Origin of the sequence: Bacillus sp. FJAT-18017, assembly GCF_001278805.1 — a bacterium.
GTDB lineage: Bacteria > Bacillota > Bacilli > Bacillales > Cytobacillaceae > Bacillus_D.
On record NZ_CP012602.1, the window covers coordinates 2059739 to 2082931 of the forward strand.

A 23193-nucleotide genomic window follows, 5' to 3' on the forward strand; every position below is an offset into this window, starting at 1 on the left:
AAGGTGACGATATGTATTTATTCTCAAACGCGACAATCTATGTAGGCCTTGCATTGGCAATCTATTCATTACTGGTGACAACCTACGGGATTGCGACAAAGAATCAAAAATTAGTAAACAGCGGTAAAGGAGCGGCGCTTGGCCTGTTCATAAGCGCTTCGCTCGCAATGCTTTCGTTATTTTACCTTTTAGCAACCTCCCAATTCCAATATGAATATGTCAATGACTATACAAGCAGTGAACTACCGGTTATTTATAAACTCACTGCATTGTGGGCAGGGAACGCGGGCTCGCTGCTTCTGTGGACTTTCTTCCTCACACTTTATATTGTCATGATTGTTTTTTCGCGGAAGATGAAAGGCAATCCAATGGTTCCGTACATCATGTCCATCCTGATGGCCAATGGTGTGTTCTTCTTCCTTGTACTTGCGTTTGTTGCAAATCCATTCAATATACTGCCTGAAGTTCCGGTTGAAGGAAAAGGGCTTAACCCGATGCTTCAGAACCCTGGCATGATCATCCATCCTGTTACTCTGTACCTTGGTTATGTTGGTCTGGCTGTTCCATTCGCATTCGCAATGGCTGCCTTGATCCTGAAGAATATGGATGACTTTTGGATCAAGATGACGAGAAGATGGACGATTATCGCCTGGCTATTCTTGAGTCTTGGCAATATCTTCGGCGGCCAGTGGGCGTATGTTGAGCTCGGCTGGGGCGGTTACTGGGCATGGGATCCTGTTGAGAACGCATCCTTTATGCCTTGGCTTACAGCAACAGCATTCCTGCACTCTGTCATGATTCAGGAACGTAAGAATATGTTAAAGGTCTGGAATATTAGTTTAATCATTATCTCGTATGCTCTCACTCTATTTGGTACATTCCTGGTCCGAAGCGGTGTATTGACATCGGTTCATGCTTTTGCAAACTCCAATCTTGGATTATACTTCCTGATTTTCATGGGAGTAGCCGTAATTGGGGCAATGTATGTCCTTATGAGCCGCTACAATCTGATCAAACGGAGTGCTGGGGAATTCAATTCCTATGTCTCTAAAGAAAGCAGTTTCCTAATTAATAACCTTTTGCTTGTAGGTTCTGCCTTCGCAGTCTTCTGGGGAACTATTTTCCCACTTGTTTCTGAAGCAGTCCGCGGCACGAAGGTTACGGTCGGAATCCCATTCTTTAATGCAACGCAGGCACCAATTTTACTAGCGATGATGTTCGTTATGGCGGTTTGTCCTCTGCTTGCATGGCAAAGATCATCCCTTAAAAACCTGAAGAAGAATTTCCTTATTCCAGCCATTATCGCGGTTGTGGCAATGGCCATGATGGTTATCCTTGGAATTTCAAAGGCATGGGCTGTCATTGGATATGGTGTCATCTCGCTTCTGCTATGCACTCACTATCTAGAGTTTCATAGAGGTGTCAGGGCACGCCGGAAAATGACTCATGAAAGCATTCCTGTTGCGCTTTACCGCCTGATGACAAAGAACCGCCGCCGTTATGGAGGCTACATCGTCCATTTAGGTATCGCCTTTATTGCTGTCGGAATTATCGGCTCTCAGAACTATGACCATGAAACAATGAAAACTGTTGAAGTTGGTGGTTCTATTGAAATTGATGATTACAGGATCAATTATGACAAGCTGGACCAAAGGTCTGAGGGCATCAATGATATCGTTTACGCAGATTTGACAGTATTTAAAAATGGTGAAAGATTAGGCAATTACGAGGTGGAAAAAGTTTTCTACGGCAACTGGGATCAGCCATCCTCGGAAGTAGCACTAATTTCAAACGCAGTTGAGGATTTATATATTATCCTCAGCGCCTGGGAAGATGATGGAAGGGCAACTTTCATCGTAAAAGTAATTCCAATGATGACCGCTATGTGGGTCGGATCATTCCTGATTGTAATAGGTTCGGTGTTTGCGGTATGGAATGGCAGATATCAAAATGTTACCCCTAGATATACTGGTACATCCAGGGAGGTGGCTTAAATGCTGAAAAAGCTTTATGCGGGACTGCTGATTGCGCTGGTCCTGTTCCAGGCAGCAATAGCACCTGCCGAAGCAAAGGATAAGGAATTTGACTATAAGTCCCCGGAATTTAAGGCAGTTGCATCCCAGTTTGCCTGTACATGTGGCTGCGGGCAGGACCACTATGAATGTGATCCGAACACCTGTAACCTGACTGTGGAATTCAAGGCAGACCTCGTAGGAATGATGAACAAGGGCATGGATAAGGATGAAATCCGTAAATACTATATCGGCATTTATGGGGAAGAAATCCTGACAGCTCCTGAAAAAGAAGGTTTCAGCCTGACTGCTTGGGTCTTTCCATTTGTTGCACTAGGCGGAGCAGGGACCGCGGTATTCTTTGTCATTAGAAAATGGGTCAAGAGAAAAGGGCCTCAAACCTTAATGGAAGAAGAAATTGTCGGAACTGACGAAGTAGAGGGTGAAATCCTTTCTTCAATCATTGACGAGGAACGAAAAAAGTATCTTTAGGATGTGAACAGAATGGATTTAGTATTTATGTTCCTTACCGCTGTGTTTCTTCTCGGCTGCCTTTACCTCGTGCTAGCGCCGTTGTTTAAAGAAGACACCTTCCTTGACCATACAAGAAAGAGCCAGACGAATGCAGCGACCAAGGAAGCATTGCTGACAACATTAAATGAAATTGAATTTGAATACAAAATGGATAAATTGTCCGAAAGTGATTATCGACAGCTGAAAAAGCAGTACGAAATCCAGGTTACTAAAATTATGAAGGACGAAGAAGCTTCTTCAGACAAACAAGTTGATCTTGATCTTTTAGCTGAAGTTGAAAGAGAAATTGAGGAATCCATGAAAAAGAATCGGAAAAAGGGGGAAGGAAAGTGATTAAAAAAATCACGATTTTCCTTCTCGGCCTAATGCTCCTCGCCCCAGTAACCGGGGCGAGTGCAGCCGAATCGAAAATCACCATAGATATGCTTTATTTAGTCGTTAGTCCTGCTGAAGACGGGTCTACTAATATGATGTATATGGTGAATTACACCAATACCGATTCCGCGGAATATAAAGGTGATGGCAAAAGTGAGGCTGTGCTCAATGTAACTTTACCAGAGGGTGCAACAAATTTAGCTTTCATGGATGCGAAGATTACCTCCAAACAAACTGATACAGGTTTTATTACCACAGATCCCATACCGGGGAATCAAACAGTTGTCCTGCCATATAGCTACAGAATGCCGGCTGGAAAGGATATTAATCTTGCATTTGATTATCCGGCTCAATTGATACAGGTGCTAGTACCTGAAGGCATGGGGAGTATTGAATTTAAGGGAATCAAGGCCACTAACCAGGGATTTTTTGATTTTGAAGATCAAAAATATGTTGGCTATAGTGTAGAAGGCATTCAGGCAAACCAAAAGCTGACGATGAACTATAACAAGGATGTACAGCCAAGCCCAAGCGAAACAGCTCAGGCTGGAGGAAATAGTACAGATTCTGTCGTTTCAAAACAATCGCCTGCATTCCATAATCCAGGACATTTGCGAATGTGGTTCCAGTCTCCATTAAAAAGCTTCGATCCACACATTTTAATGATTATTCTGGCTGCTATTTTGATAGCTGGAATAAGTTATTACTCTTATTTCAGGGTCAAAAATAGGGCAGAAGTAGAAAAGCTTGAGAACGATTCAGATGAGAAAGCATTCAAGCTGCTTATGGCAAAGCAAAAGACCATTATGGATAAAATCATTGAACTCGAAGAAAATCTTGGCAATGGGGAGCTCTCCGAGGACGAATATAATGCGAAGCTTGAGGCTTACAAGCAGCACCTGGTCAAAGTAAAGCTTGGGCTCAGGAGATTTGTAGAGTAAGAGCACGCAAGGAGGGTCTCTTATGATAGAAGTAAAAAAGCTTACCAAGCAGGCTGATAGTAAACTGATTTTGAGAGGTATTAATCTCACCATCAACAAGGGAGAAACAGTCGGGATATTGGGACCGAACGGGGCGGGAAAAAGCACACTCCTGAAGGTCCTGGCCACACTGATCAAGCCATCGACGGGTGAGGTGACAATAGGAGGGTTCAGCCTCCGAAAAGAGCAGTCAGAGATTAAGAAGCTGTTTGGTTATCTTCCGCACTCTAGTTTGCTCTATGACCACTATTCTCCTCGTGAAAATCTTGTATTCTTTGGAAACCTATATGGTATAAAGAATCCGGAACAAAGAGCCGTTGAGTTAGTCAAAGAGGTAGGTTTATCATTTTTTCTTAATGAGCCAGTCAAAAACTTTTCACGCGGCATGATCCAACGTATAGCGATTGCTCGGGCAATCGTCCATGATCCAGAAATCCTTTTTCTTGACGAACCACATACCGGGCTGGACCAGGGAGCGATTTCAATCCTGAATAACGTCATCCTGAGAATGAAGGAAAAGGGTGCAACTACTTTGATGGTAACGCATGACTTTAAACAAGCAGCCGAGATATGTGATCGGATTATCATCATTAAAAATGGAAAAATAGCGGATGACTTTATCCTGGAGGATAAAATGATTGACCTATTATCCGAAAAATACAATGACCAGGTGGAGGGAGTTTCATGAACTATTTAAAGCCCGCCCTCCTTTTGGCAAAAAAAGATTTATACTCTGAATTCAAAACAAAACAAGTCCTGGTGACAATGGCCATTTTTGCTGGGCTTGTCATCCTGATTTTCAGCTTTGCTTTTGATCCTGCGAACAACACAACCAAGGCAGTCATTCCCGGAGTCATCTGGGTCATTATCGTGTTTTCAGGGATTCTGGGTTTGAACAGGTCCATCATATCCGAACAGAGAAACGATACAATGCAAAGCCTGTTAATCGCACCGATGGACAAGTCGAGTATCTTTTTAGGGAAAATGCTGGCAAACCTTGCTATGATGCTGATTGTTGAGATAGTCGCCCTGCCATTTTTATTCTTGTTATTCGACTTTAAAATTACAGGCAGCTTTGGTTACTTCATTCTCGTTTTGTTCATTGGAACGTTTGGCTTTATCTCAATAGGGACGTTTCTTGCAGTGCTGGCATCCAACTCAAAAAGCAGTGAAATGCTCCTGCCGCTCCTGCTATTCCCAATAACCAGTCCGATATTGATTGGAGCTGTGCAAGCAACTAAAATCATACTCACCAATATTGAAAAACTCCCAAGTGCAATTGCCTGGATACAACTTATCGGTGCGTATGATGTGATATTTTTCGTCCTTTGCTTTTTATTAATAGAATATGTGTTGGAGGTATAGGAGATGGATCTAAATCTCAATAAAGACAGTGCCGTGCTCCATTCTAAAGCTGATAAAGCTTTTGGAAACCCATTGGTCTCTAAGGTTTTGTTTGGTGGAACCATCGTAACAATGCTTGTCTCAATTTACTTGATATTCATGTATGCGAACATTGAAAAATTTATGGGTGTCGTTCAAAAAATATTTTATATCCACGTTTCTACAGCCTGGATTGCATTTCTTGCCTTCTTTGTAACATTTGTTTTCAGTATTCTATTTCTCTGGAAACGTGAACGGATTTATGACACATACGCTTACATTTCTGCTGAGATCGGCGTTTTGTTTACAACAGTCGTTTTGACAACCGGTCCAATCTGGGCAAAATCCTCCTGGAATGTCTGGTGGGCTTGGGAACCGCGTCTGACTACTACTCTGATTTTATGGTTTATCTATATCGCTTATATTATGATTCGCCAAATGGATGGCGCGTGGGATAAAAAAGCTCGCCTTTGTGCAGTATTCGGTATCATCGGGTTTGCGGATGTTCCAATCGTTTGGTTCGCAATCCGCTGGTGGAATACGAAATTCCACCCAGTCGTTTTCGGAGAAGGAAAAGACCAATCTGGCGGCGGAATCGATGATACGATGCTTGTAGCGCTTCTTGCTTCCATTTCTGCAATGACATTCCTCTATGCATTCTTGCTGCATAAGGGTGTCATAATTGAAAATATGAAAATCAAAGTTACTCAGTACAAAGAAAAAATTCGCGAAGCAATCGAAAACTAGGAGGAAACTAAAATGGAATTCATGTATGGAGCATATTCAGTAGCCTGGATTTTAATCTTCGGATATATTGCGATTCTCGGCAAACGTCAAACAAATCTCAAGAAGGAAATTGAATTCTTGAAGCAATTGGAAAAATAACTTTAAATTGCAGGGCCTGAAAATGTCAGGTCCTGCAATGTGGTATCTCCGTCAAGGCGGTACAGGCGGAATATCAATAATCTGTATCAGGAGGAAATACCATGAATCAGGAAGAGATCAATGGTACTGAAGAAAATCCCTCTGTTGTAGAGCAGCCGAAAACAACGTCCATGAAACAAAAAGTCATCAGGATGACAATCATCGTTGTCGTGCTCGGACTGTTCGGCGTTATCGGCATGAGCATGGCCAAAAAAGCAGATATTTCAACAATTGGCGACCCGGCTCCGGCCTTTGAGCTTGAAGATATCGATGGGAAGATGAGGACGCTTTCGGAATATAATCAAGACCAGGTAGTTGTGATTAACTATTTTGCAACCTGGTGCGGTCCATGTGTGGATGAAGCCCCTGAATTGGAAGCCTTTGAGCAAGAATATGGTGACCGTTATAAGCTTTTGATTCTCGATTTAGGGGAAACCAGGGATCGAGTTAAGAAGTTTATGGAAAAGCATAATACAACTTCCACCTATTTATTCGACTATAATTCCAAGACAGCAAAACTTTACGGAGTAACCGGCCAGCCGGAAACCTTTGTGATTGATAAAAAAGGCGTAATCCGTGAACATATTAAAGGCCCGATTACAAAGATGGAATTATACACCCTCGTCAGCAAATATGAGTAGAAAAGTATAAGCTGGACAACAAACTTTGTTCCATTTATCGTAATGGTATATACGCTATAAGAAGAGTGTCCCAAGAGAATATATGGGACACTCTTTTTGTATTATCTAAGATTTCCGTTCATCCAAGGGAAAGCACCCATGGATAACCACCGTGGGGACACATTTTCGAAGAGAACTTGTTGGGGCTATCAATGTGCTTACACATGTCATACTCCTCGGTGCTATTAACTGTGCGGTCTAACTGTTTATGATGACCCTGATGGTTATTAGATGATGGGTGCGGTCGTCAAAACGTCAATAGAGGTTCTTGACGACCCTGTAGGTAAAGAAATTGAGGGTGCGGTCGTCAATAGAGGTTCTTGACGACCCTGTAGGCAAAGGAATTGAGGGTACGGTCGTCAATAGAGGTTCTTGACGACCCTGTAGGTAAAGAAATTGAGGGTACGGTCGTCAATAGGGATTTACTGCCCTTTTCTCACGTAAGCCATTCATGAAGTTCAAATCCTGTTCAAATTATTAGTTAGCATAAATGAGGATTTTGAACGAGTCTTCGCCACTTCCGTTCCAATTAAATAAGTTTTTTTGTTCATCCTCCATATTTTTAAAAAGGATTAAGCCCTCGGGCTTAATCCTTTTTGTATTATTAATTTCGCCGCGTAAAGCTATAGATGGCTGTTATGGTCGCCTCTATAAGCAGCTGGCCTGGCTGGATTGGGGTGCTGGTTGCCCCTTTAACCATCGGAACCTGATATTCCATTAGCGGCCTTGCAATCCGATTTTCTTCAACTTGAACAGGAACAGAGTCAAGGGCAACATTTATAGCACCCGCTATTGTTTTTGCCTTATTAAAAGAATTTCTAACGGCCAATTCCAGGGCTTCATTATAAAGCCCCTCCTTCCTTTTGGCTGTAAAAGCTATATCTGAAATGTAATTGGCCCCATTTTGAACAGCTGTGTCCACTACTGTGCCTACCTTTTCCAAATCGGAGATGGTTACCTGTAAAAGATGAGTAATCTTGTAGCCGCGAAATGTCTGGACACCGTCCTTATAATCATAAACTGATTCAATACGATAATCGAGTGTCTTAATATTTTCAGATGGAATCCCGGTTTGCTGAATGGATTGGATAACTGCTGCTACAGCCCTGGCATTTTGCTGCTGTCCTTGTACGAGGTCCTGGACCTCTGTTGAAACACCCACAGTAACTGTTGCTGTATCCGGACTGGCGGCAACGGAACCCTCACCCTGCACTTGAATGATATCCTTCTTTAAGTTTGATTGCCTTTCAAAAGTTTCAGCCACACTTTTTTCCTCCTTTCAATCTTCCTTCCTATTGAATTGTACTCCTTTGTTTTTTATACATACCATCTGTTATTGATTCTATTTGATTATAAGCTAACAGTCATATTAAGCATGTACAGGCATACATTTTAACTATGGTAGGTGCAGAAAGGGAGGAGTATGCCAATGGACAACATCGTAAAATTTTTGCCAAAAACAATCACTGACGCTTTAGATGAAATCCCCTCTCTATCAAAAGAAGATGTAGAAGAAATCAGGATTCGAATCAACAGGCCGATTGAGGTTACGGTTAGAGGGGCACCAGTATTTCTCCGCTATATTGCCAAGCCAGAAGATGCAGTCCTCCTTTTGCAAAAAATCAGCAAGCACTCAATCTATGCAATGGATGAGGAGTTAATGAGAGGTTATATAACCGTTTCTGGTGGACACAGAGTAGGCCTCGCTGGAAAAGTAATTCTTGAACAAGGAAAAGTTAGGGCAATCAGGGATGTTTCTTCTTTCAATATCCGAATTGCCAGAGAGAAAATCGGCATTTCAAGACAATTGATTCCTTTTATTTATAAAAAAGGATGGCTGCACACGATGATAATCGGCCCTCCACAAACCGGGAAGACAACCCTTTTAAGAGATATTGCAAGGCTAATTTCACTCGGGGACTTAGAACACCAGATCAGACCATCAAAAGCGGGTATTGTCGATGAGCGCTCCGAAATCGCGGGGTGTGTGAACGGGATACCACAGCTCACCTTCGGCCCAAGAGTCGACATCCTGGATGCTTGTCCTAAGGCGGAAGGGATTATGATGCTGATTCGTTCGATGAGTCCCGATGTCATAATAGCGGATGAAATTGGCAGAAAAGAAGACTCGGAGGCAATCCTGGAAGCGGTCCATGCCGGGATCAAGATTATGACAACCGTACATGGAGGTTCCCTGGATGAAGTGAGGAATAGGCCGTCCTTAACGATGTTAATTAACTCGCATATTTTTGAACGGTTTATTGTCCTTGGAAGGTCGAGTGGACCTGGGACAATTGTCACGATACTTGACAGGGATGGGAATCCTGTAAACGGGATGGTGGGGGTGACATAAATGATCAAATTAATTGGCGCCATCTTTATTCTTATATCAACAACCTGGGCTGGCTTTGAATTGGCCAGGCACCTGAGTGAACGGCCCAGGCAGCTTCGTCAGCTTAAATCGGCACTTCAATCCCTTGAAGCCGAAATTATGTATGGCCATACTCCTCTTCATGAAGCATCAAGAAGGCTGGCAGCCCAGCTTTCACGTCCTTTATCGTGGCTTTTTGAATCTTTCGGGAACAGGCTTGCGACAACGGAAACGACTGTTAAGGAAGCTTGGGATGAGAGTTTGCGGGAAGTATGGAAGCTGACTGCATTGAAGCAGGGCGAATTTGAGATTATGAGCCAATTTGGGGAAACTCTTGGCCGTCATGATCGTGTATCCCAGCAAAAACAAATCCAGCTTACACTTAACCACCTTGAAAGGGAAGAAGCAGAGGCAAGGGATAAACAATCAAAATATGAAAAAATGATGAAGAGCCTCGGTTTCCTCTCAGGCCTGCTTCTCATTATTGTCATGATATAGGAGGGAATTGGAATGGGGTTGGATGTCGATATTATTTTTAAAATTGCCGGCGTAGGAATTGTTGTCGCGTTTTTGCACACAGTCTTAGATCAGGTCGGAAAGAAGGAATATGCCCAATGGGTAACCCTTTTTGGCTTCATCTACATCCTGTTCCAGGTAGCCACAATTGTAGACGGGCTATTCCAAAAAATAAAATCAGTCTTTCTGTTTCAGTAGAGGGGAGGGCTTTAAAATTGAGATTCTAAAAATAGTTGGAGTTTCATTGATCGCTACGTTTCTAGCGATGATTATCAAGGAACAAAAGCCCAACTTCGCCTTTCTGCTCGTCTTGTTCACTGGGTGTGTGATCTTTCTTTTTCTGATTGATCAAATTCATCAAATCATTTCAATGATAGAACGTATAGCCGCCAACGCACATGTGAACCTTGTGTACGTGGAAACCATCTTAAAGATTATTGGAATTGCATATATTGCGGAATTTGCTTCTCAAGTAACAAAGGATGCGGGGCAGGGAGCGATTGCCTCGAAAATTGAATTGGGCGGGAAAATCCTGATTCTAACGATGGCCATTCCAATCCTGACAGTGCTTATAGAAACCATCATTAAATTAATACCAAGCTAAGCAGGGACCGTGAACAACTGTGAACTTTGCCGCTATGCATCCAAGCAGCAACAGTCTTACGGTCCCTTAAGGTGGGATAAAGTGAACCTTCCATCAGCTAGCTGATGGTTAGCTGAACCAATCGGACCTTTAGGGACAGTTGCCCTTTAGGGCTTACGGTCCCTTAAGGTGGGATAAACTGAGGTGAAAATATGAAGTTTAGATTATGCATAATTCCAACACTTATTCTATTTTTCTTGTTTTTAATACCTATTCCAGCCCTTGCCTCAGCAGAAACAGTTTCCAAGGGAACTGAAGAGCTTGTAAATGCCCAGCTTGAACGGATGGAATTATCCGAAGTTATGGAATATTGGGAGAACCTATCGGAGGAATACGGGGGATTCCTTCCCGAAAGCCAAAAGGGAAGTCTTTATGAATTCCTGAAAGGGGACAAACAGTTTTCACTTGAAGAGTGGGCAAAAGGTTTCATGAAATTTGCGTTCCATGAGTTCATTTCAAATGGAAAGCTGATGGGATCAATAATATTATTAACGATTTTCAGCATGTTCCTCCAATCCCTGCAAAATGCGTTTGAGAAAAGCACCATCAGCAAAGTAGCCTATTCAATTGTATTTATGGTTTTAGTCATTTTAGCCCTGAATAGTTTTCATATTGTTATCGATTATACAAATGAAGCAATCAGGACAATGTCGACCTTCATCCTTGCATTAATACCACTGCTGCTGGGATTGATTGCTGCTTCCGGCGGGGTTGTATCTGCAGCCTTCTTCCATCCTGTTGTTCTGTTTCTGATGAATGTAAGTGGATTCCTCGTAGAAACTGTCGTTTTGCCTTTACTGTTCCTGTCTACACTGCTCAGCATTGTCAGTACGATGTCAGAACATTATAAGGTCACCCAGCTTGCCGGTATGCTTAAAAACTGGAGTATCGGTCTTCTTGGTATATTTCTTACTGTGTTTCTTGGTGTCCTTTCCGTTCAGGGTGCTACCTCGGCGGTTTCGGATGGGATTGCGATTAGAACGGCAAAGTTTCTTACCGGGAATTTTGTTCCGGTTATCGGGAGGGTGTTCACGGACGCAGCGGATACTGTAATAGGAGCTTCAGTCCTTCTCAAGAATTCAGTAGGAATATTCGGGGTTGTGCTGCTGCTGCTCATTGCAGCTTTTCCGGCAATTAAAATTCTTATGATTGCCTTTATTTATAAACTCGCTGCAGCGATCCTTCAGCCGCTTGGCGGCGGCCCAATCATTTCATGCCTTGATATGATAGGCAAGAATATTATTTATGTATTTGCTTCGCTGGGAATTGTTTCGCTCATGTTCTTTCTGTGTATTGCTGTCATTGTTGCCTCTGGAAATATAACAATGATGATGAGGTAAGGAGGGGAATGGAATGGATTTTCTAATAGAATGGGTTACCAATATCATTTTGTTCATCCTCTTAGCAACTATCATTGATATGCTCATGCCAAACTCAGCCATGCAAAAATATACGAAGATCGTAACAGGACTGCTTCTTATTGCTATCGTTCTAAGTCCAATCCTGAAGCTGATTTCTAACGATTTTGAAGAGACATTAGCTTCAATTCCAGCACTTGAAGCTTACAGTAACGGTGAAAATAGCAAAAGTTTACTAGAATCTCAGAAAAAAGAAATACAGGAGACACAACATGCATATATTTTAGAACAAATGGCTGTCCAACTTAAGAAGGACGCGGAAGAGGAGTTGATGAATCAATTCGGGTACAAGATTGCAGGGATATCGATTGCTGCAAAAAAAGCGGACGGGCAGGGCCTTCCGGAGCATATTGACGAAGTATCCTTACAATTGGCCGAGCCGGAACAGGAAGCCCAGGCGATCAAAACAGTTGAAGTAATCAATATTCAGACAACCAGATCCTCACAAGAAAAACCAGCTAATAAGCAAGTTGATGAAGTTCGGGCATTCCTGGCGAGTAAATGGCAGGTACCTGCAGAAAACATTGTAATCGCCATCGAGGGAGGGATGAACAAGGGTGGGCAATAATCATGATGGGCCGTTCTCCTGGATTAAGAAAAAGCTGAATGGAGATGGGCAAAACGATAAAAAGCAGATGAAATACCAGTATATGGCACTTGTTCTTTGTATTGGTGCGGCATTTATGCTGGTAGGCAATGTCTTCCTCTCCAACAATCAGGCACTAGAAGCAACAGCCGGAGTAGACCAAACAGGCCAGGAAGAAAATATGGCCGTATTCGGGCAAAAGAAAACCAAGAAAGAAACAGCTACGGATTATGAGCGGGCCTATGAGACTCAATTAAAGGATGCACTAGAGAAAATGCTTGGGGTCGATGATGTAACGGTTGTTGTGAATTTGGAATCTACTGAATCCCGAGTTCTTGAAAAAAATACGGTTACCAAAAGGCAGACAACCGATGAAACCGATCGTGAAGGCGGTAAACGGCAGGTTGAGGATGCTTCTGTAGACGAGCAGCTCGTCATAATCCGAAATGGAGAAAAAGAGGAGCCTATTGTTGTAGAAACCAAAAAACCCGAAATTCGCGGGGTTCTTGTAGTGGCCCGCGGAGCGGATAATATAGAAGTGAAAAAATGGATTATAGAGGCGGTTACAAGGGCCTTGGGGGTTCCAAGCCATCGGGTCGCTGTTATGCCTAAAAAAAATAAGGGGGACTCCTGATTATGTTATTAAAAAAGCAAACGGTTTGGCTGCTGACTATGCTAAGTTTAGTTATCGTTCTTTCGGTTTATTATGTCACATCTGACCCGCAAAGCGGCAAGGATTTGGCTTCAATAAGCGAGGAGGCAAAGGAGAAGGCTGATGCAGGCAAGGAAACTGCCACATCCCAATCTGAAGATGGGAAAACAATCGTAACCGAAACAACAAATGATGAAGCATTTGAAACGATTCGGCTTGAGCTTACGGATCAGCGCAATCAAATGAAAGAAGAATATGAAACGATGATTGGCTCCTCCGACCTTCCAGCAGAAAAAAAGAGCGAGGCAGCTGATAAAATCGAGGCAATCAATGAGCTTGGACGCACCGAAGCTATGCTTGAAACCCTCCTTAAGACCACCATGGGCTATGAAGATGCACTGGTACGTGCGGATGGAGCAAATGTCCGAGTGACAGTTAAATCCAAAAAAGAGCACTCTCCACAGGCTGCAAATCAAATCATTCAGCTTGTCCGCAATGAGGTCGGTTCGATGAAAATTACTGCGGTCGAATTCCAGCCATCCAAATAAGAAGAAAGCCGGGCCGAGTGGCCTGGCTTTTTCTATAGGATATGATAGCTTGCTGTGGGAGAAGCTGTGAGCTGCTAATCTGAAACCTATTCTTAATAGACGAAAAACATACGGAACTATTATAAAAGATTCCCCTTCTGGCCCTGCTAAGAGCTTCTTTTAATGAAACAGGAAGCTAATTTTCAAGATGAATCAATAAATATAACATTTGGGAATAATTACATAGAGCACAGTTGAAAATTTCTTTTTTTGGATAAAAGATTTACAATTAAGTAAGGGATGGATATAAATTCTTTTCATATTGAACTTAGACAAGGTATTATCGTATAGTATTAGTAGTTAGTCTTAAATTTGAAGGAGTGCTGAAAGGTGTTAAAAGTACAAGAAATTCGTGAATTAATAAAATTAATTGATCAATCCAGCATTGATGAATTTGTTTTTGAAAATGAAGGTTCAAAAATTAAGATGAAGAAGCATGGCCAGCAAATGGCTGTAGCGGTGCAGCAACAGCCAGCCGTGCAAACGCCACAAGCAGCTGTCCAGGCACTATCCGCTGCACCGGCACCACAGGCAGTAAATGCTCCTGCAGCTGTTCAGGAAGCACCAAGCCAGCCGGAAGCGGCAGCAAAAGAGGAGCAAACTGATTTACATAAAATCGTTTCACCAATGGTTGGAACATTCTATCAGTCCCCTTCCCCTGAAACAGATGCATATGTAAAGCCCGGTTCACAAATTACACCGGATACAGTTGTCTGTATTGTGGAAGCGATGAAGCTTTTCAATGAAATTGAAGCGGAAGTAAGCGGCGAAATCGTTGAGATACTCGTTAAGGATGGCCAACTTGTTGAGTACGGACAGCCGCTGTTCCTTGTAAAAACCCAAGGGGAGCGTTAATTAATGATTAAGAAGTTATTAATTGCAAACAGGGGAGAAATTGCGGTTAGGATCATTCGTGCCTGCCGTGACATGGGCATCGATTCAGTGGCTGTTTTTTCCGAAGCGGACCGTGAATCACTTCATGTCCAGCTTGCGGATGAAGCTTACTGCATTGGCCCTAAATCCTCTAAAGACAGTTATTTGAATTTCACAAACATTATTAGTGTTGCAAAGCTTACCGGCTGTGACGCCATCCATCCTGGCTACGGCTTTTTGGCTGAGAATGCAGCATTTGCAGAATTGTGCAGGGAATGTAACATTACATTTGTCGGACCAAGTCCGGAAGCGATAAACAAAATGGGAACAAAGGATATCGCCCGTCAGACAATGAAAGAAGCAGGTGTACCGATTGTTCCGGGCTCGGAAGGTATTATTAAAGATAACGACGAGGCAATTGCGCTGGCAGAAACGATTGGCTATCCAGTAATCATTAAGGCTACTGCAGGCGGCGGCGGGAAAGGTATCCGGATTGCCAGAGACGAGCAGGATTTAATCAAGGGAATTAATATTACACAGCAGGAAGCAATGACCGCATTCGGAAATCCGGGAGTTTATATCGAAAAGTATATTGAAGATTTCCGCCATGTAGAGATTCAAGTACTTGCCGATACTTACGGAAATACGATTCATTTAGGTGAGAGGGATTGTTCCATTCAAAGGCGCCTTCAAAAACTTCTTGAAGAAACTCCATCTCCTGCCCTGGATTCTGAAATGAGGGCTGAAATGGGTGCGGCAGCGGTAAAAGCAGCAAAAGCGGTTGATTATACAGGCGCAGGTACTGTAGAATTTATATATGATTACCGCAATCGCAAGTTCTACTTTATGGAAATGAACACTAGGATACAGGTTGAGCATCCCGTTACCGAAATGGTTACCGGAGTCGATCTAATTAAAGAACAAATCAAGGTTGCATCTGGTGAGGAATTGCCATTAAGCCAGGAAGAAGTCACTTTTACAGGCTGGGCAATCGAATGCCGGATTAATGCCGAAAATCCTGAAAAGAACTTCATGCCTTCAGCCGGGAAAATAAAAATGTATTTGCCGCCTGGCGGGATTGGGGTTAGGGTTGATTCTGCGGCCTATCCGGGCTATACAATTCCTCCTTATTATGATTCAATGATTGCGAAGGTTATCACATATGGCAGTACCCGGGAAGAAGCGATTGCAAGGATGAAAAGGGCCCTTTCTGAATTTGCTGTGGAAGGGATCCATACAACAATACCATTCCATTTAAGGCTTCTTGAGCACAAGCAATTCGTGGAAGGGGAATTCAACACCAAGTTCCTGGAGCTTTATGATGTGATGAAATCCTAGAGATACGCGGAGGTGTCTGGAATGAATGAAAACAGTATTTTGGAAATGAGCGAAGGCATGAGTGGCCACGGCAAGGTGGAAATTGCACCTGAAGTTATTGAAGTCATTGCAGGGATTGCTGCTTCAGAGGTTGAAGGAGTTGCATCGATGAGAGGCAATTTTGCCACTGGAGTTGTTGAAAAGCTTGGTAAAAAGAATCACGGAAAAGGAATCAAGGTTGAACTGACTGAATCCGGAATCAAGGTAGATGTTTTCTGCATGATGAAATTTGGAGTATCGATTCCTTCTGTTGCACAAAAAGTACAGGATAATATCCGCCAGACATTGATGAACATGACAGCTCTCACAGCCGAAGAAGTCAATGTCCATATCGTTGGTATCCAATTCGAAACCGTGAAGCAGGAAATGCCTGAAGTAGAACAAGAAATGTAGGCTTCAGCTTACTTTCTTGATGAACGGGAAAAATAGAAAATGGGGGCCGAGGCTAAATGCTTCTGCCCTTTTTTTATTGGGTATATGGTCCAGCGTTTGTCAGTCTGTTTTCCCTTTTGGTCTCGACTTTGGAATACCGGGATGCCTTTTTTCGCATTTGGTGAAACTATCTGCAGAGTTTTCATCCATTGCAGTGCATTCATCTTTTCTGTATGCTATTATTTTCAAGGGGATAGCAAAACAAGCATCCCAATTTATGACTATTTGCGCAATTTACTGATTTGCGATTAATTTATAAAGGAGCTAATTGTATAATGAAGAGAAGGACAGCCAGGGAAAAGGCACTTCAGGCGCTTTTTCAAATCGACGTAAGTGATGCGGAACCAACTGCAGCAATAGAACATGTACTTGAGGAAGAACAGGGAGATTCGTACTTGTCAAGGCTTGTAAATGGGACGGTCGAACATAAGCAGGAAATTGATGGCTTAATTACAAGGAACCTGGAGAAGTGGTCTTTGGAAAGGCTCGCTGCTGTTGATAGAAACCTGCTCCGCCTAGGAGTTTTTGAATTAAAGTATTGTTCTGAAGAAGTGCCTGCAAATGTTGTATTGGATGAGGCAATTGAAATTGCAAAGCTTTATGGAGACGATCAATCAAGTAAATTCATCAATGGCGTCCTATCAAAGGTTAAGCAGCAATTGATTTAAAGATGAATAATGATTGGCGGCTCCTACAAAAGGGGAGGAATCGGGATGGCAGCTAAATTGATTGATGGTAAAGAAATTGCCAAGAAGAAACGGCAGGAAATTGCCCAAAAGGTTAAGGAATTAAAAGAGAGGGACATCCACCCTGGACTAGCTGTAATTCTAGTCGGAGATAACCATGCTTCTCGGACCTATGTCAAAAACAAGGAAAAAGCCTGCAATGAAGCTGGTATCAATTCGTTTATGTTTGAACTTCCCGCATCTATCTCGCAGGAGCAGCTTTTGGAAAAAATATCAGAACTTAACCATGATGAAAAAGTTCATGGCATCCTTGTACAGCTTCCGCTTCCTGCACATATAGAGGAAAAAACAGTAATTGAGGCAATTGCTCCAAATAAGGATGTCGATGGCTTCCATCCGATAAATATTGGCCGGATGATGACCGGGCAGGATGCCTTCCTTCCATGCACACCATACGGTATCCTCGTTTTAATGGAGGAAATCGGCCTTGAAATAACCGGAAAGCATGTAGTTATAGTCGGCAGGAGTAATATTGTCGGAAAACCAGCGGGACAGCTTTTCCTCAACAAAAATGCTACTGTTACATATTGCCATTCAAGGACCAAGGATCTTGAATTCCACACTCGCCAGGCAGATATCCTCGTATCAGCAATTGGAAAACCAAACTTTATCCGCGCAAGCCACATCAAGGAAGGCGCAGCAGTCATTGATGTTGGAATTAACAGAAATGAAGCAGGTAAACTTTGCGGGGATGTGCATTTTGAAGAGGTTGCTGAAAAGGCAGGCTATATAACCCCTGTTCCTGGAGGAGTAGGGCCAATGACCATTACAATGCTATTATTTAATACTTTGAAAGCAGCGAGCCAGTCAAAGCCTGTGCTTTCAAGGGCATAAATGTAAATATTCCATCAATGGTGACCTTTCACTGATGGTCAGTCTTGCAAAGCCCGAATACTGAACCAATGGGAAATCTTGTTCAGCACTCGGATCTTTAGGAACACTTGGCCTTTAAAGTGAAAAGTCCTTAGAACCAGGATAAAGTAAGGAAAAGCCTCTTGCCTAAGGGTTGAATTTCTTATTCGTGACGAATGAGAAATGTGACCTTATAATGGAAGGGGCTGTTTTTTTAAAGGTTTTTTTAATAAACTAGTTGGGATGGGGAGCATTGGATTGAATTCGGCCCCATAAAACCAGCAACCGTTAAGAAGGATTCTAATCGACAGCCAAAACGGAGTGGAAATCTACAGGCTTGTTTAACATAGCCAAAAATTTTTAGATTTTATTGAAGGGGAGTACATTCCCATGCAGGATAATAACCGATATTTAACTATTACTGCTCTGACAAAGTACATAAAGAGGAAATTTGATGCGGATCCGCATTTGCAGGATATTTTTATCAAAGGTGAAATTTCCAACCTAAAGCAGCATTCCAGCGGGCATATGTATTTAACCCTGAAGGACGAGCGCTCCAGAATTCTTGCTGTCATGTTTGCCAGCAATTCCAGAAGCTTGAAATTTGCGCCGGAAAATGGGATGAAAATCATTGCCAGGGGAGAAGTTTCCGTTTACGAGGCGAGTGGCCAGTATCAAATTTATATAAAGGAAATGAAGCCGGATGGCATCGGCGAATTGTTCCTTGCTTATGAACAGTTAAAAAAGAAGCTTGAGGCTGAGGGGCTGTTCCGGACAGACAGGAAAAGGCGGCTCCCTTTGTTCCCTAAAACAATTGGGATAATCACATCTCCTACTGGTGCTGCAATCAGGGATATCATCACAACGATTAAGCGGCGTTACCCCATTGCAAGGCTGCTTGTTTATCCGGCGCTTGTCCAGGGGGAGTATGCTGCAAAATCGGTTGCTGACGCCATAATCAGGTCCAATCAGGATGGAGAGGCAGATGTCCTTATAGTCGGCAGGGGTGGAGGTTCCATTGAAGAGCTTTGGGCATTTAATGAGGAAGTAGTGGCCAGGGCAATCTACTCTTCCACCGTTCCAGTTATCTCTGCAGTCGGACACGAAACTGATTTCACAATTGCTGACTACGTAGCTGACCTTAGGGCGCCAACCCCGACAGGAGCGGCGGAATTGGCAGTTCCCCATATTGATGAACTCCTCGAACGGGTTCTTCAGCGGCAAGGAAGGCTTATTCGGGCTATGAAGGAAAAATTCAGCTTTCAAAAAACCCGGCTTGATCGGATTCAACGCTCCTATGCGTTCCGTTATCCAAGGAGATTGTATGAGCAAAAGCTTGAACAATTGGACAGGCTTACGGAAAATCTAAATCGGGGTACATACCGCTTGGCAACTCTAAAAAGAGATACACATGCCCAGGTTACACGAAGGCTTGAAAGAAATAATCCACGCCAGCTTCTTACAGAAGCCAGCAGCCGGCATGGAAGGTCTGAAAGGGAACTGATAAGGGCGATGAATGTTATTCTTGCCAGTAAAAAAGCGGAATTTGGTAAAACTGTTGCCTCACTAGGGGCCCTTAGTCCGTTAAAAATCATGGAACGCGGCTACAGCCTTGCCTATACCGAGGACAATCGTTTAATTAAGACAATACAACAAGCAGATATAGATGATAGGGTAACAATCAAACTTACAGACGGAAGCCTGCTTTGCAGGGTTCAGGAGAAAGTGGAGGAACCTAAAAATGAATGAAGAAAAAGAATTGACATTTGAACAGGCGATGGAGCAGCTCGAGCTCATCGTTTCAAAGCTAGAAGAAGGGGATGTACCACTGGAGGAAGCAATCAGCTTTTACAAAAAAGGAATGGAATTATCAAAACTATGCCATGATAAATTAAAAAATGTTGAGGAACAGCTTACGCAAATTATTACAGAAGATGGGCGGAGAGAAAGCTTTACCATACAGGGGGAGGAATAATACATTGGACAACAAGAGTTTTGAAGCTTTTTCAAAAAAATATAAACAGCTTGTTGAAGAAGAGCTCAGGACTGCAGTCCATGCATTAGAGGCTCCAGCATCTTTAAAGGAGTCCATGAGTTATTCCTTGAATGCCGGAGGCAAACGGATTCGCCCAATGCTCACTTTTGCAGCCATGGATGCGTTTGGCAAAAATCCTGAAGACGGTGTGAAAGCGGCAGCTGCAATTGAGATGGTTCACACGTATTCCCTTATTCACGATGACCTCCCAAGCATGGATGATGATGACATGAGACGGGGAAAGCCAACAAATCATAAAGTGTTTGGAGAAGCAATCGCAATCCTTGCCGGTGATGCGCTGTTAACCCAAAGCTTTGAGTTAATTGGAAACTTGCCATATGCGTCACCGGAAGTAAAGGTTAGGCTCATGACAGGTCTCTCCAAGGCTTCGGGAGCAGAAGGAATGGTAGGCGGGCAGGTTGCTGATATGGAAGGAGAGCGGCGGGATTTAACTCTTGAGGAACTGGAATCCATCCATATTAGAAAAACAGGCAGGCTGCTGGAATTCAGTATTTTTGCTGGTGCTGTTCTTTCGGGAGCCACAGAGGAACAGGTTAAGAGCTTGTCAGCTTTTGCCCATCATCTCGGCCTCGCCTTTCAAATTCGTGATGATATCCTGGACGTAATCGGGGACGAAGCGACAATTGGCAAACGAGTTGGAAGTGATACCCTGAATGAAAAGAGTACTTACCCAAAACTATTGACACTTGAAGGGGCCAAACAGGCTCTTGAAAAACAAAGCACTTTGGCAAATGAGCATTTGACAGCAACCGGGCTGGACACAGCAATGCTCAGGGAAATTGCTTCATTGGTTGCAAGCAGGAACAATTAAACTTGGTTAATTGAGGCTGAAAGGCAAGTATGATAGAATTATGAACACAATGATTATGCCGTTAACACGCTAGTGGTAGCGGCTAGTTTTTTAATAAACTGTGTTAATGGATATTGTTGATTTTATTAGCATTGTTGAATGGAGCGGAAGACGCGAAGACTCGTTCGAAAATGCAAAGACCGCATTTTCTCCTGCGATGCCTTTTCGGGGTAGGTTATTCAACGTCCTAACGGGAGAAAAGGTCAGTGGGAGACCCCACAGGCGCCTCGCGCCGAGGAGGCTCCCAGACCGCCCGTGGAAAGCGAAGCGTCTGCAGCGGAATTCAACAATGCTGTCATTTAACTTTTAATAAAATATGTGATAGTCTTGTCACGATTTTAGTGTTATACGAAGCAAAATTGTCGAGATTTTCTTGAGGAATCTGCCCATTCCTATATAATAAAAGAGTTAAGAAACTTCGGGCAGAATAAGCATGAAAGCGAGTGATCCTATTTGGATCTAACATCTATAAAAGATCCTTCCTTTTTAAAAAGGATGACCAATCCACAACTAGAGAAGTTAAGTAAAGAAATCCGCCAGTTTCTGATTGAGAAATTATCAGTAACGGGTGGCCATATCGGCCCAAACCTTGGTGTAGTAGAACTGACAATTGCTCTCCATAAATGCTTCGACAGCCCTAAGGATAAAATTCTTTGGGATGTCGGACATCAGTCTTATGTTCATAAAATTTTAACAGGGCGTGCATGCGACTTTGATACGCTGCGCCAATTTAAGGGAATGTGCGGTTTTCCAAAGCGTTCCGAAAGCGAGCATGATGTTTGGGAAACAGGCCACAGTTCAACATCCCTGTCTGCCGCAATGGGAATGGCGATAGCACGGGATATAAAGAAAGAGGACAGCTTTATTCTTCCTGTTATCGGCGATGGCGCACTTACTGGCGGAATGGCTCTTGAAGCCTTAAACCATATTGGGCATGAAAAGAAAAACATGATTGTCATTCTGAATGACAACGAAATGTCAATTGCCCCGAATGTAGGCGCGCTCCACAATGTATTGGGCCGCTTGCGCACTTCAGGGAAGTATAATGGGGTAAAAGATGAGCTAGAACTTTTGATTAAAAAGATACCCGCTGTTGGAGGCGTCCTGGCTGCAACTGCAGAGAGGGTAAAAGACAGCCTGAAGTATATGCTGGTATCCGGCATGTTTTTTGAGGAGATGGGTTTTACCTATTTAGGGCCGGTCGATGGCCATAATTTTGATGACCTGTTTGAAAATCTTGCTTATGCAAAAAAAACAGAAGGTCCTGTCATTATCCACGTTATTACCAAGAAGGGGAAAGGTTACTATCCAGCTGAATCGGATAAAATCGGTACCTGGCATGGAACCGGTCCTTACAAGATGGAGACGGGTGATTTTGTAAAACCTGCTTTTTCTCCGCCATCCTGGAGCGGATTGGTCGCTGAGACTGTTCGAAAAATTGCCAGGGAGGACGAGAGGGTTGTAGCGATTACACCAGCTATGCCAGTCGGTTCTAAGCTTGAAGGCTTCGCGTCGGAATTCCCTGACAGAATGTTTGATGTAGGGATAGCCGAACAGCACGCAACGACTGTTGCTGCCGGGCTTGCTACCCAAAATATGAAACCGTTTTTGGCGATATATTCAACTTTCCTGCAGCGGGCTTATGATCAGGTTGTCCATGATATCTGCAGACAAAATTTGAATGTCTTTATCGGAATCGACCGTGCCGGCCTCGTTGGTGCTGACGGTGAAACCCACCAGGGAGTATTCGATATTGCCTTTCTAAGGCATGTTCCTAATCTTGTACTTATGATGCCAAAGGATGAGAATGAAGGGCAGCATATGGTCAATACGGCGCTTAAGTACGACGATGGTCCAATCGCAATGAGGTTCCCGCGCGGAAATGGAATCGGTGTGCCGATGGATGAAGAGTTGAAACAAATTCCAATTGGCTCATGGGAGGTCCTGAAAGAAGGTGAAGATGCTGCAATCCTAACGTTCGGTACGACTGTACCTATGGCTTTGGAAGCAGCTGCAGCTCTGGAAAAACGCGGGGTATCGGTTAAGGTAGTGAATGCAAGGTTTATTAAACCGCTTGATGAAGCAATGCTGACTGAAATACTTGGAAAAGGCATGCCGATTTTAACAATTGAAGAAGCAGTCCTTCAAGGTGGATTTGGCAGCAGTGTGCTTGAGTTTGCGCATGATCATGGATTTTTCAAGGCTGTCATTGATCGGATGGGGATACCTGATCAATTTATTGAACATGGCAGCGTTGATCTCCTGCTTGAAGAAATAGATTTTACAGTTGATTCGGCAATCAGCCGGCTGTCCGTATTGGCTGCAAAAAAGCAGCAAAGGGCGTAA

Annotated in this window: 27 protein-coding genes; 26 read left to right on the plus strand and 1 reads right to left on the minus strand. The window is 43.2% G+C overall.

Annotated features, from left to right (window positions below):
• Positions 1-11 precede the first annotated feature (11 nt).
• From AM500_RS09425 to AM500_RS09460, 9 genes are all read left to right on the plus strand, one after another.
• Complete coding sequence (locus tag AM500_RS09425; RefSeq protein WP_053598983.1) at positions 12-1994, plus strand: heme lyase CcmF/NrfE family subunit; 1983 nt, start codon at positions 12-14, stop codon at positions 1992-1994.
• Positions 1995-2504: a cytochrome c-type biogenesis protein gene (locus tag AM500_RS09430; RefSeq protein ID WP_053598984.1), complete on the plus strand. Its 510-nt coding sequence runs from the start codon at positions 1995-1997 to the stop codon at positions 2502-2504.
• Between the two features lie 12 nt (positions 2505-2516).
• On the plus strand, positions 2517-2879 hold the full coding sequence (locus tag AM500_RS09435; RefSeq protein ID WP_231688131.1) for a hypothetical protein: 363 nt from the start codon (positions 2517-2519) through the stop codon (positions 2877-2879).
• Entirely contained in the window at positions 2876-3862 is a 987-nt protein-coding gene (locus tag AM500_RS09440) for a hypothetical protein (protein WP_053598985.1), read from the plus strand. Before AM500_RS09435 ends, AM500_RS09440 begins: the two co-directional genes overlap by 4 nt.
• A gap of 22 nt (positions 3863-3884) precedes the next feature.
• On the plus strand, positions 3885-4589 hold the full coding sequence (locus tag AM500_RS09445; protein WP_053598986.1) for an ABC transporter ATP-binding protein: 705 nt from the start codon (positions 3885-3887) through the stop codon (positions 4587-4589).
• Positions 4586-5266, plus strand: a complete 681-nt coding sequence (locus AM500_RS09450; RefSeq protein WP_043932811.1) for a heme exporter protein CcmB — start codon at positions 4586-4588, stop codon at positions 5264-5266. Before AM500_RS09445 ends, AM500_RS09450 begins: the two co-directional genes overlap by 4 nt.
• A gap of 3 nt (positions 5267-5269) precedes the next feature.
• Complete coding sequence (locus AM500_RS09455) at positions 5270-6031, plus strand: cytochrome c biogenesis protein (protein ID WP_082347186.1); 762 nt, start codon at positions 5270-5272, stop codon at positions 6029-6031.
• A gap of 12 nt (positions 6032-6043) precedes the next feature.
• Positions 6044-6169 (plus strand): CcmD family protein, encoded by a 126-nt coding sequence (locus AM500_RS24955; RefSeq protein WP_082347187.1) that lies wholly within the window; start codon positions 6044-6046, stop codon positions 6167-6169.
• Between the two features lie 101 nt (positions 6170-6270).
• Positions 6271-6849, plus strand: coding sequence for a TlpA family protein disulfide reductase (locus AM500_RS09460; RefSeq protein WP_231688132.1), 579 nt, complete (start codon positions 6271-6273; stop codon positions 6847-6849).
• Between the two features lie 643 nt (positions 6850-7492).
• Here AM500_RS09460 and AM500_RS09465 read toward each other — a convergent pair.
• The gene (locus AM500_RS09465) at positions 7493-8152 is read right to left on the minus strand and encodes an SIMPL domain-containing protein (RefSeq protein ID WP_053598987.1); all 660 of its coding nucleotides are present in this window, start codon (positions 8150-8152) and stop codon (positions 7493-7495) included.
• A gap of 165 nt (positions 8153-8317) precedes the next feature.
• Between AM500_RS09465 and spoIIIAA the strand changes: the two genes are divergently transcribed.
• The 17 genes from spoIIIAA (at position 8318) to dxs (ending at position 23193) form a co-directional block, all read left to right on the plus strand.
• Positions 8318-9241, plus strand: coding sequence for a stage III sporulation protein AA (spoIIIAA, locus tag AM500_RS09470; protein ID WP_053598988.1), 924 nt, complete (start codon positions 8318-8320; stop codon positions 9239-9241).
• Positions 9242-9757 (plus strand): stage III sporulation protein SpoIIIAB, encoded by a 516-nt coding sequence (spoIIIAB, locus tag AM500_RS09475; RefSeq protein ID WP_053598989.1) that lies wholly within the window; start codon positions 9242-9244, stop codon positions 9755-9757.
• A 12-nt stretch (positions 9758-9769) separates the two neighbouring features.
• On the plus strand, positions 9770-9973 hold the full coding sequence (spoIIIAC, locus tag AM500_RS09480; protein ID WP_043932815.1) for a stage III sporulation protein AC: 204 nt from the start codon (positions 9770-9772) through the stop codon (positions 9971-9973).
• 16 nt (positions 9974-9989) lie between these two features.
• Entirely contained in the window at positions 9990-10379 is a 390-nt protein-coding gene (gene spoIIIAD, locus AM500_RS09485; RefSeq protein ID WP_269320349.1) for a stage III sporulation protein AD, read from the plus strand.
• A 191-nt stretch (positions 10380-10570) separates the two neighbouring features.
• Positions 10571-11758 (plus strand): stage III sporulation protein AE, encoded by a 1188-nt coding sequence (gene spoIIIAE / locus AM500_RS09490; RefSeq protein ID WP_053598990.1) that lies wholly within the window; start codon positions 10571-10573, stop codon positions 11756-11758.
• Positions 11759-11771: 13 nt separating this feature from the next.
• Positions 11772-12404 (plus strand): stage III sporulation protein AF, encoded by a 633-nt coding sequence (gene spoIIIAF, locus AM500_RS09495; protein WP_053598991.1) that lies wholly within the window; start codon positions 11772-11774, stop codon positions 12402-12404.
• Positions 12394-13056, plus strand: a complete 663-nt coding sequence (spoIIIAG, locus tag AM500_RS09500; RefSeq protein ID WP_053598992.1) for a stage III sporulation protein AG — start codon at positions 12394-12396, stop codon at positions 13054-13056. The genes spoIIIAF and spoIIIAG overlap by 11 nt, the downstream gene beginning before the upstream one ends.
• A 2-nt stretch (positions 13057-13058) precedes the next feature.
• Entirely contained in the window at positions 13059-13622 is a 564-nt protein-coding gene (locus AM500_RS09505) for a SpoIIIAH-like family protein (protein WP_053598993.1), read from the plus strand.
• 369 nt (positions 13623-13991) lie between these two features.
• Positions 13992-14516 (plus strand): acetyl-CoA carboxylase biotin carboxyl carrier protein, encoded by a 525-nt coding sequence (gene accB, locus AM500_RS09510; protein ID WP_053598994.1) that lies wholly within the window; start codon positions 13992-13994, stop codon positions 14514-14516.
• Positions 14517-14519: 3 nt separating this feature from the next.
• On the plus strand, positions 14520-15872 hold the full coding sequence (accC, locus tag AM500_RS09515; protein ID WP_053598995.1) for an acetyl-CoA carboxylase biotin carboxylase subunit: 1353 nt from the start codon (positions 14520-14522) through the stop codon (positions 15870-15872).
• A 21-nt stretch (positions 15873-15893) separates the two neighbouring features.
• Positions 15894-16304: an Asp23/Gls24 family envelope stress response protein gene (locus AM500_RS09520; protein WP_043932823.1), complete on the plus strand. Its 411-nt coding sequence runs from the start codon at positions 15894-15896 to the stop codon at positions 16302-16304.
• Between the two features lie 314 nt (positions 16305-16618).
• Positions 16619-17011 carry a transcription antitermination factor NusB gene (nusB, locus tag AM500_RS09525; RefSeq protein ID WP_053598996.1) on the plus strand — a complete coding sequence of 131 codons (393 nt, stop codon included), beginning with the start codon at positions 16619-16621 and terminating at the stop codon, positions 17009-17011.
• Between the two features lie 45 nt (positions 17012-17056).
• On the plus strand, positions 17057-17923 hold the full coding sequence (folD, locus tag AM500_RS09530; RefSeq protein ID WP_053598997.1) for a bifunctional methylenetetrahydrofolate dehydrogenase/methenyltetrahydrofolate cyclohydrolase FolD: 867 nt from the start codon (positions 17057-17059) through the stop codon (positions 17921-17923).
• Between the two features lie 408 nt (positions 17924-18331).
• On the plus strand, positions 18332-19690 hold the full coding sequence (gene xseA, locus AM500_RS09535) for an exodeoxyribonuclease VII large subunit (protein WP_053598998.1): 1359 nt from the start codon (positions 18332-18334) through the stop codon (positions 19688-19690).
• On the plus strand, positions 19683-19916 hold the full coding sequence (locus AM500_RS09540; protein WP_053598999.1) for an exodeoxyribonuclease VII small subunit: 234 nt from the start codon (positions 19683-19685) through the stop codon (positions 19914-19916). The genes xseA and AM500_RS09540 overlap by 8 nt, the downstream gene beginning before the upstream one ends.
• A gap of 4 nt (positions 19917-19920) precedes the next feature.
• Positions 19921-20808: a polyprenyl synthetase family protein gene (locus AM500_RS09545; RefSeq protein ID WP_269432578.1), complete on the plus strand. Its 888-nt coding sequence runs from the start codon at positions 19921-19923 to the stop codon at positions 20806-20808.
• 492 nt (positions 20809-21300) lie between these two features.
• Entirely contained in the window at positions 21301-23193 is a 1893-nt protein-coding gene (dxs, locus tag AM500_RS09550) for a 1-deoxy-D-xylulose-5-phosphate synthase (RefSeq protein ID WP_053599001.1), read from the plus strand.

Bases quoted from the DNA above. Each gene is read 5' to 3' on its own strand.
- AM500_RS09425 (WP_053598983.1), top strand. From the start codon at position 12: ATGTATTTATTCTCAAACGCGACAATCTATGTAGGCCTTGCATTGGCA.
- AM500_RS09430 (WP_053598984.1), top strand. From the start codon at position 1,995: ATGCTGAAAAAGCTTTATGCGGGACTGCTGATTGCGCTGGTCCTGTTC.
- AM500_RS09435 (WP_231688131.1), top strand. From the start codon at position 2,517: ATGGATTTAGTATTTATGTTCCTTACCGCTGTGTTTCTTCTCGGCTGC.
- AM500_RS09445 (WP_053598986.1), top strand. From the start codon at position 3,885: ATGATAGAAGTAAAAAAGCTTACCAAGCAGGCTGATAGTAAACTGATT.
- AM500_RS09450 (WP_043932811.1), top strand. From the start codon at position 4,586: ATGAACTATTTAAAGCCCGCCCTCCTTTTGGCAAAAAAAGATTTATAC.
- AM500_RS09455 (WP_082347186.1), top strand. From the start codon at position 5,270: ATGGATCTAAATCTCAATAAAGACAGTGCCGTGCTCCATTCTAAAGCT.
- AM500_RS24955 (WP_082347187.1), top strand. From the start codon at position 6,044: ATGGAATTCATGTATGGAGCATATTCAGTAGCCTGGATTTTAATCTTC.
- AM500_RS09460 (WP_231688132.1), top strand. From the start codon at position 6,271: ATGAATCAGGAAGAGATCAATGGTACTGAAGAAAATCCCTCTGTTGTA.
- spoIIIAA (WP_053598988.1), top strand. From the start codon at position 8,318: ATGGACAACATCGTAAAATTTTTGCCAAAAACAATCACTGACGCTTTA.
- spoIIIAB (WP_053598989.1), top strand. From the start codon at position 9,242: ATGATCAAATTAATTGGCGCCATCTTTATTCTTATATCAACAACCTGG.
- spoIIIAC (WP_043932815.1), top strand. From the start codon at position 9,770: ATGGGGTTGGATGTCGATATTATTTTTAAAATTGCCGGCGTAGGAATT.
- spoIIIAE (WP_053598990.1), top strand. From the start codon at position 10,571: ATGAAGTTTAGATTATGCATAATTCCAACACTTATTCTATTTTTCTTG.
- spoIIIAF (WP_053598991.1), top strand. From the start codon at position 11,772: ATGGATTTTCTAATAGAATGGGTTACCAATATCATTTTGTTCATCCTC.
- AM500_RS09505 (WP_053598993.1), top strand. From the start codon at position 13,059: ATGTTATTAAAAAAGCAAACGGTTTGGCTGCTGACTATGCTAAGTTTA.
- accC (WP_053598995.1), top strand. From the start codon at position 14,520: ATGATTAAGAAGTTATTAATTGCAAACAGGGGAGAAATTGCGGTTAGG.
- AM500_RS09520 (WP_043932823.1), top strand. From the start codon at position 15,894: ATGAATGAAAACAGTATTTTGGAAATGAGCGAAGGCATGAGTGGCCAC.
- nusB (WP_053598996.1), top strand. From the start codon at position 16,619: ATGAAGAGAAGGACAGCCAGGGAAAAGGCACTTCAGGCGCTTTTTCAA.
- folD (WP_053598997.1), top strand. From the start codon at position 17,057: ATGGCAGCTAAATTGATTGATGGTAAAGAAATTGCCAAGAAGAAACGG.
- xseA (WP_053598998.1), top strand. From the start codon at position 18,332: ATGCAGGATAATAACCGATATTTAACTATTACTGCTCTGACAAAGTAC.
- AM500_RS09540 (WP_053598999.1), top strand. From the start codon at position 19,683: ATGAATGAAGAAAAAGAATTGACATTTGAACAGGCGATGGAGCAGCTC.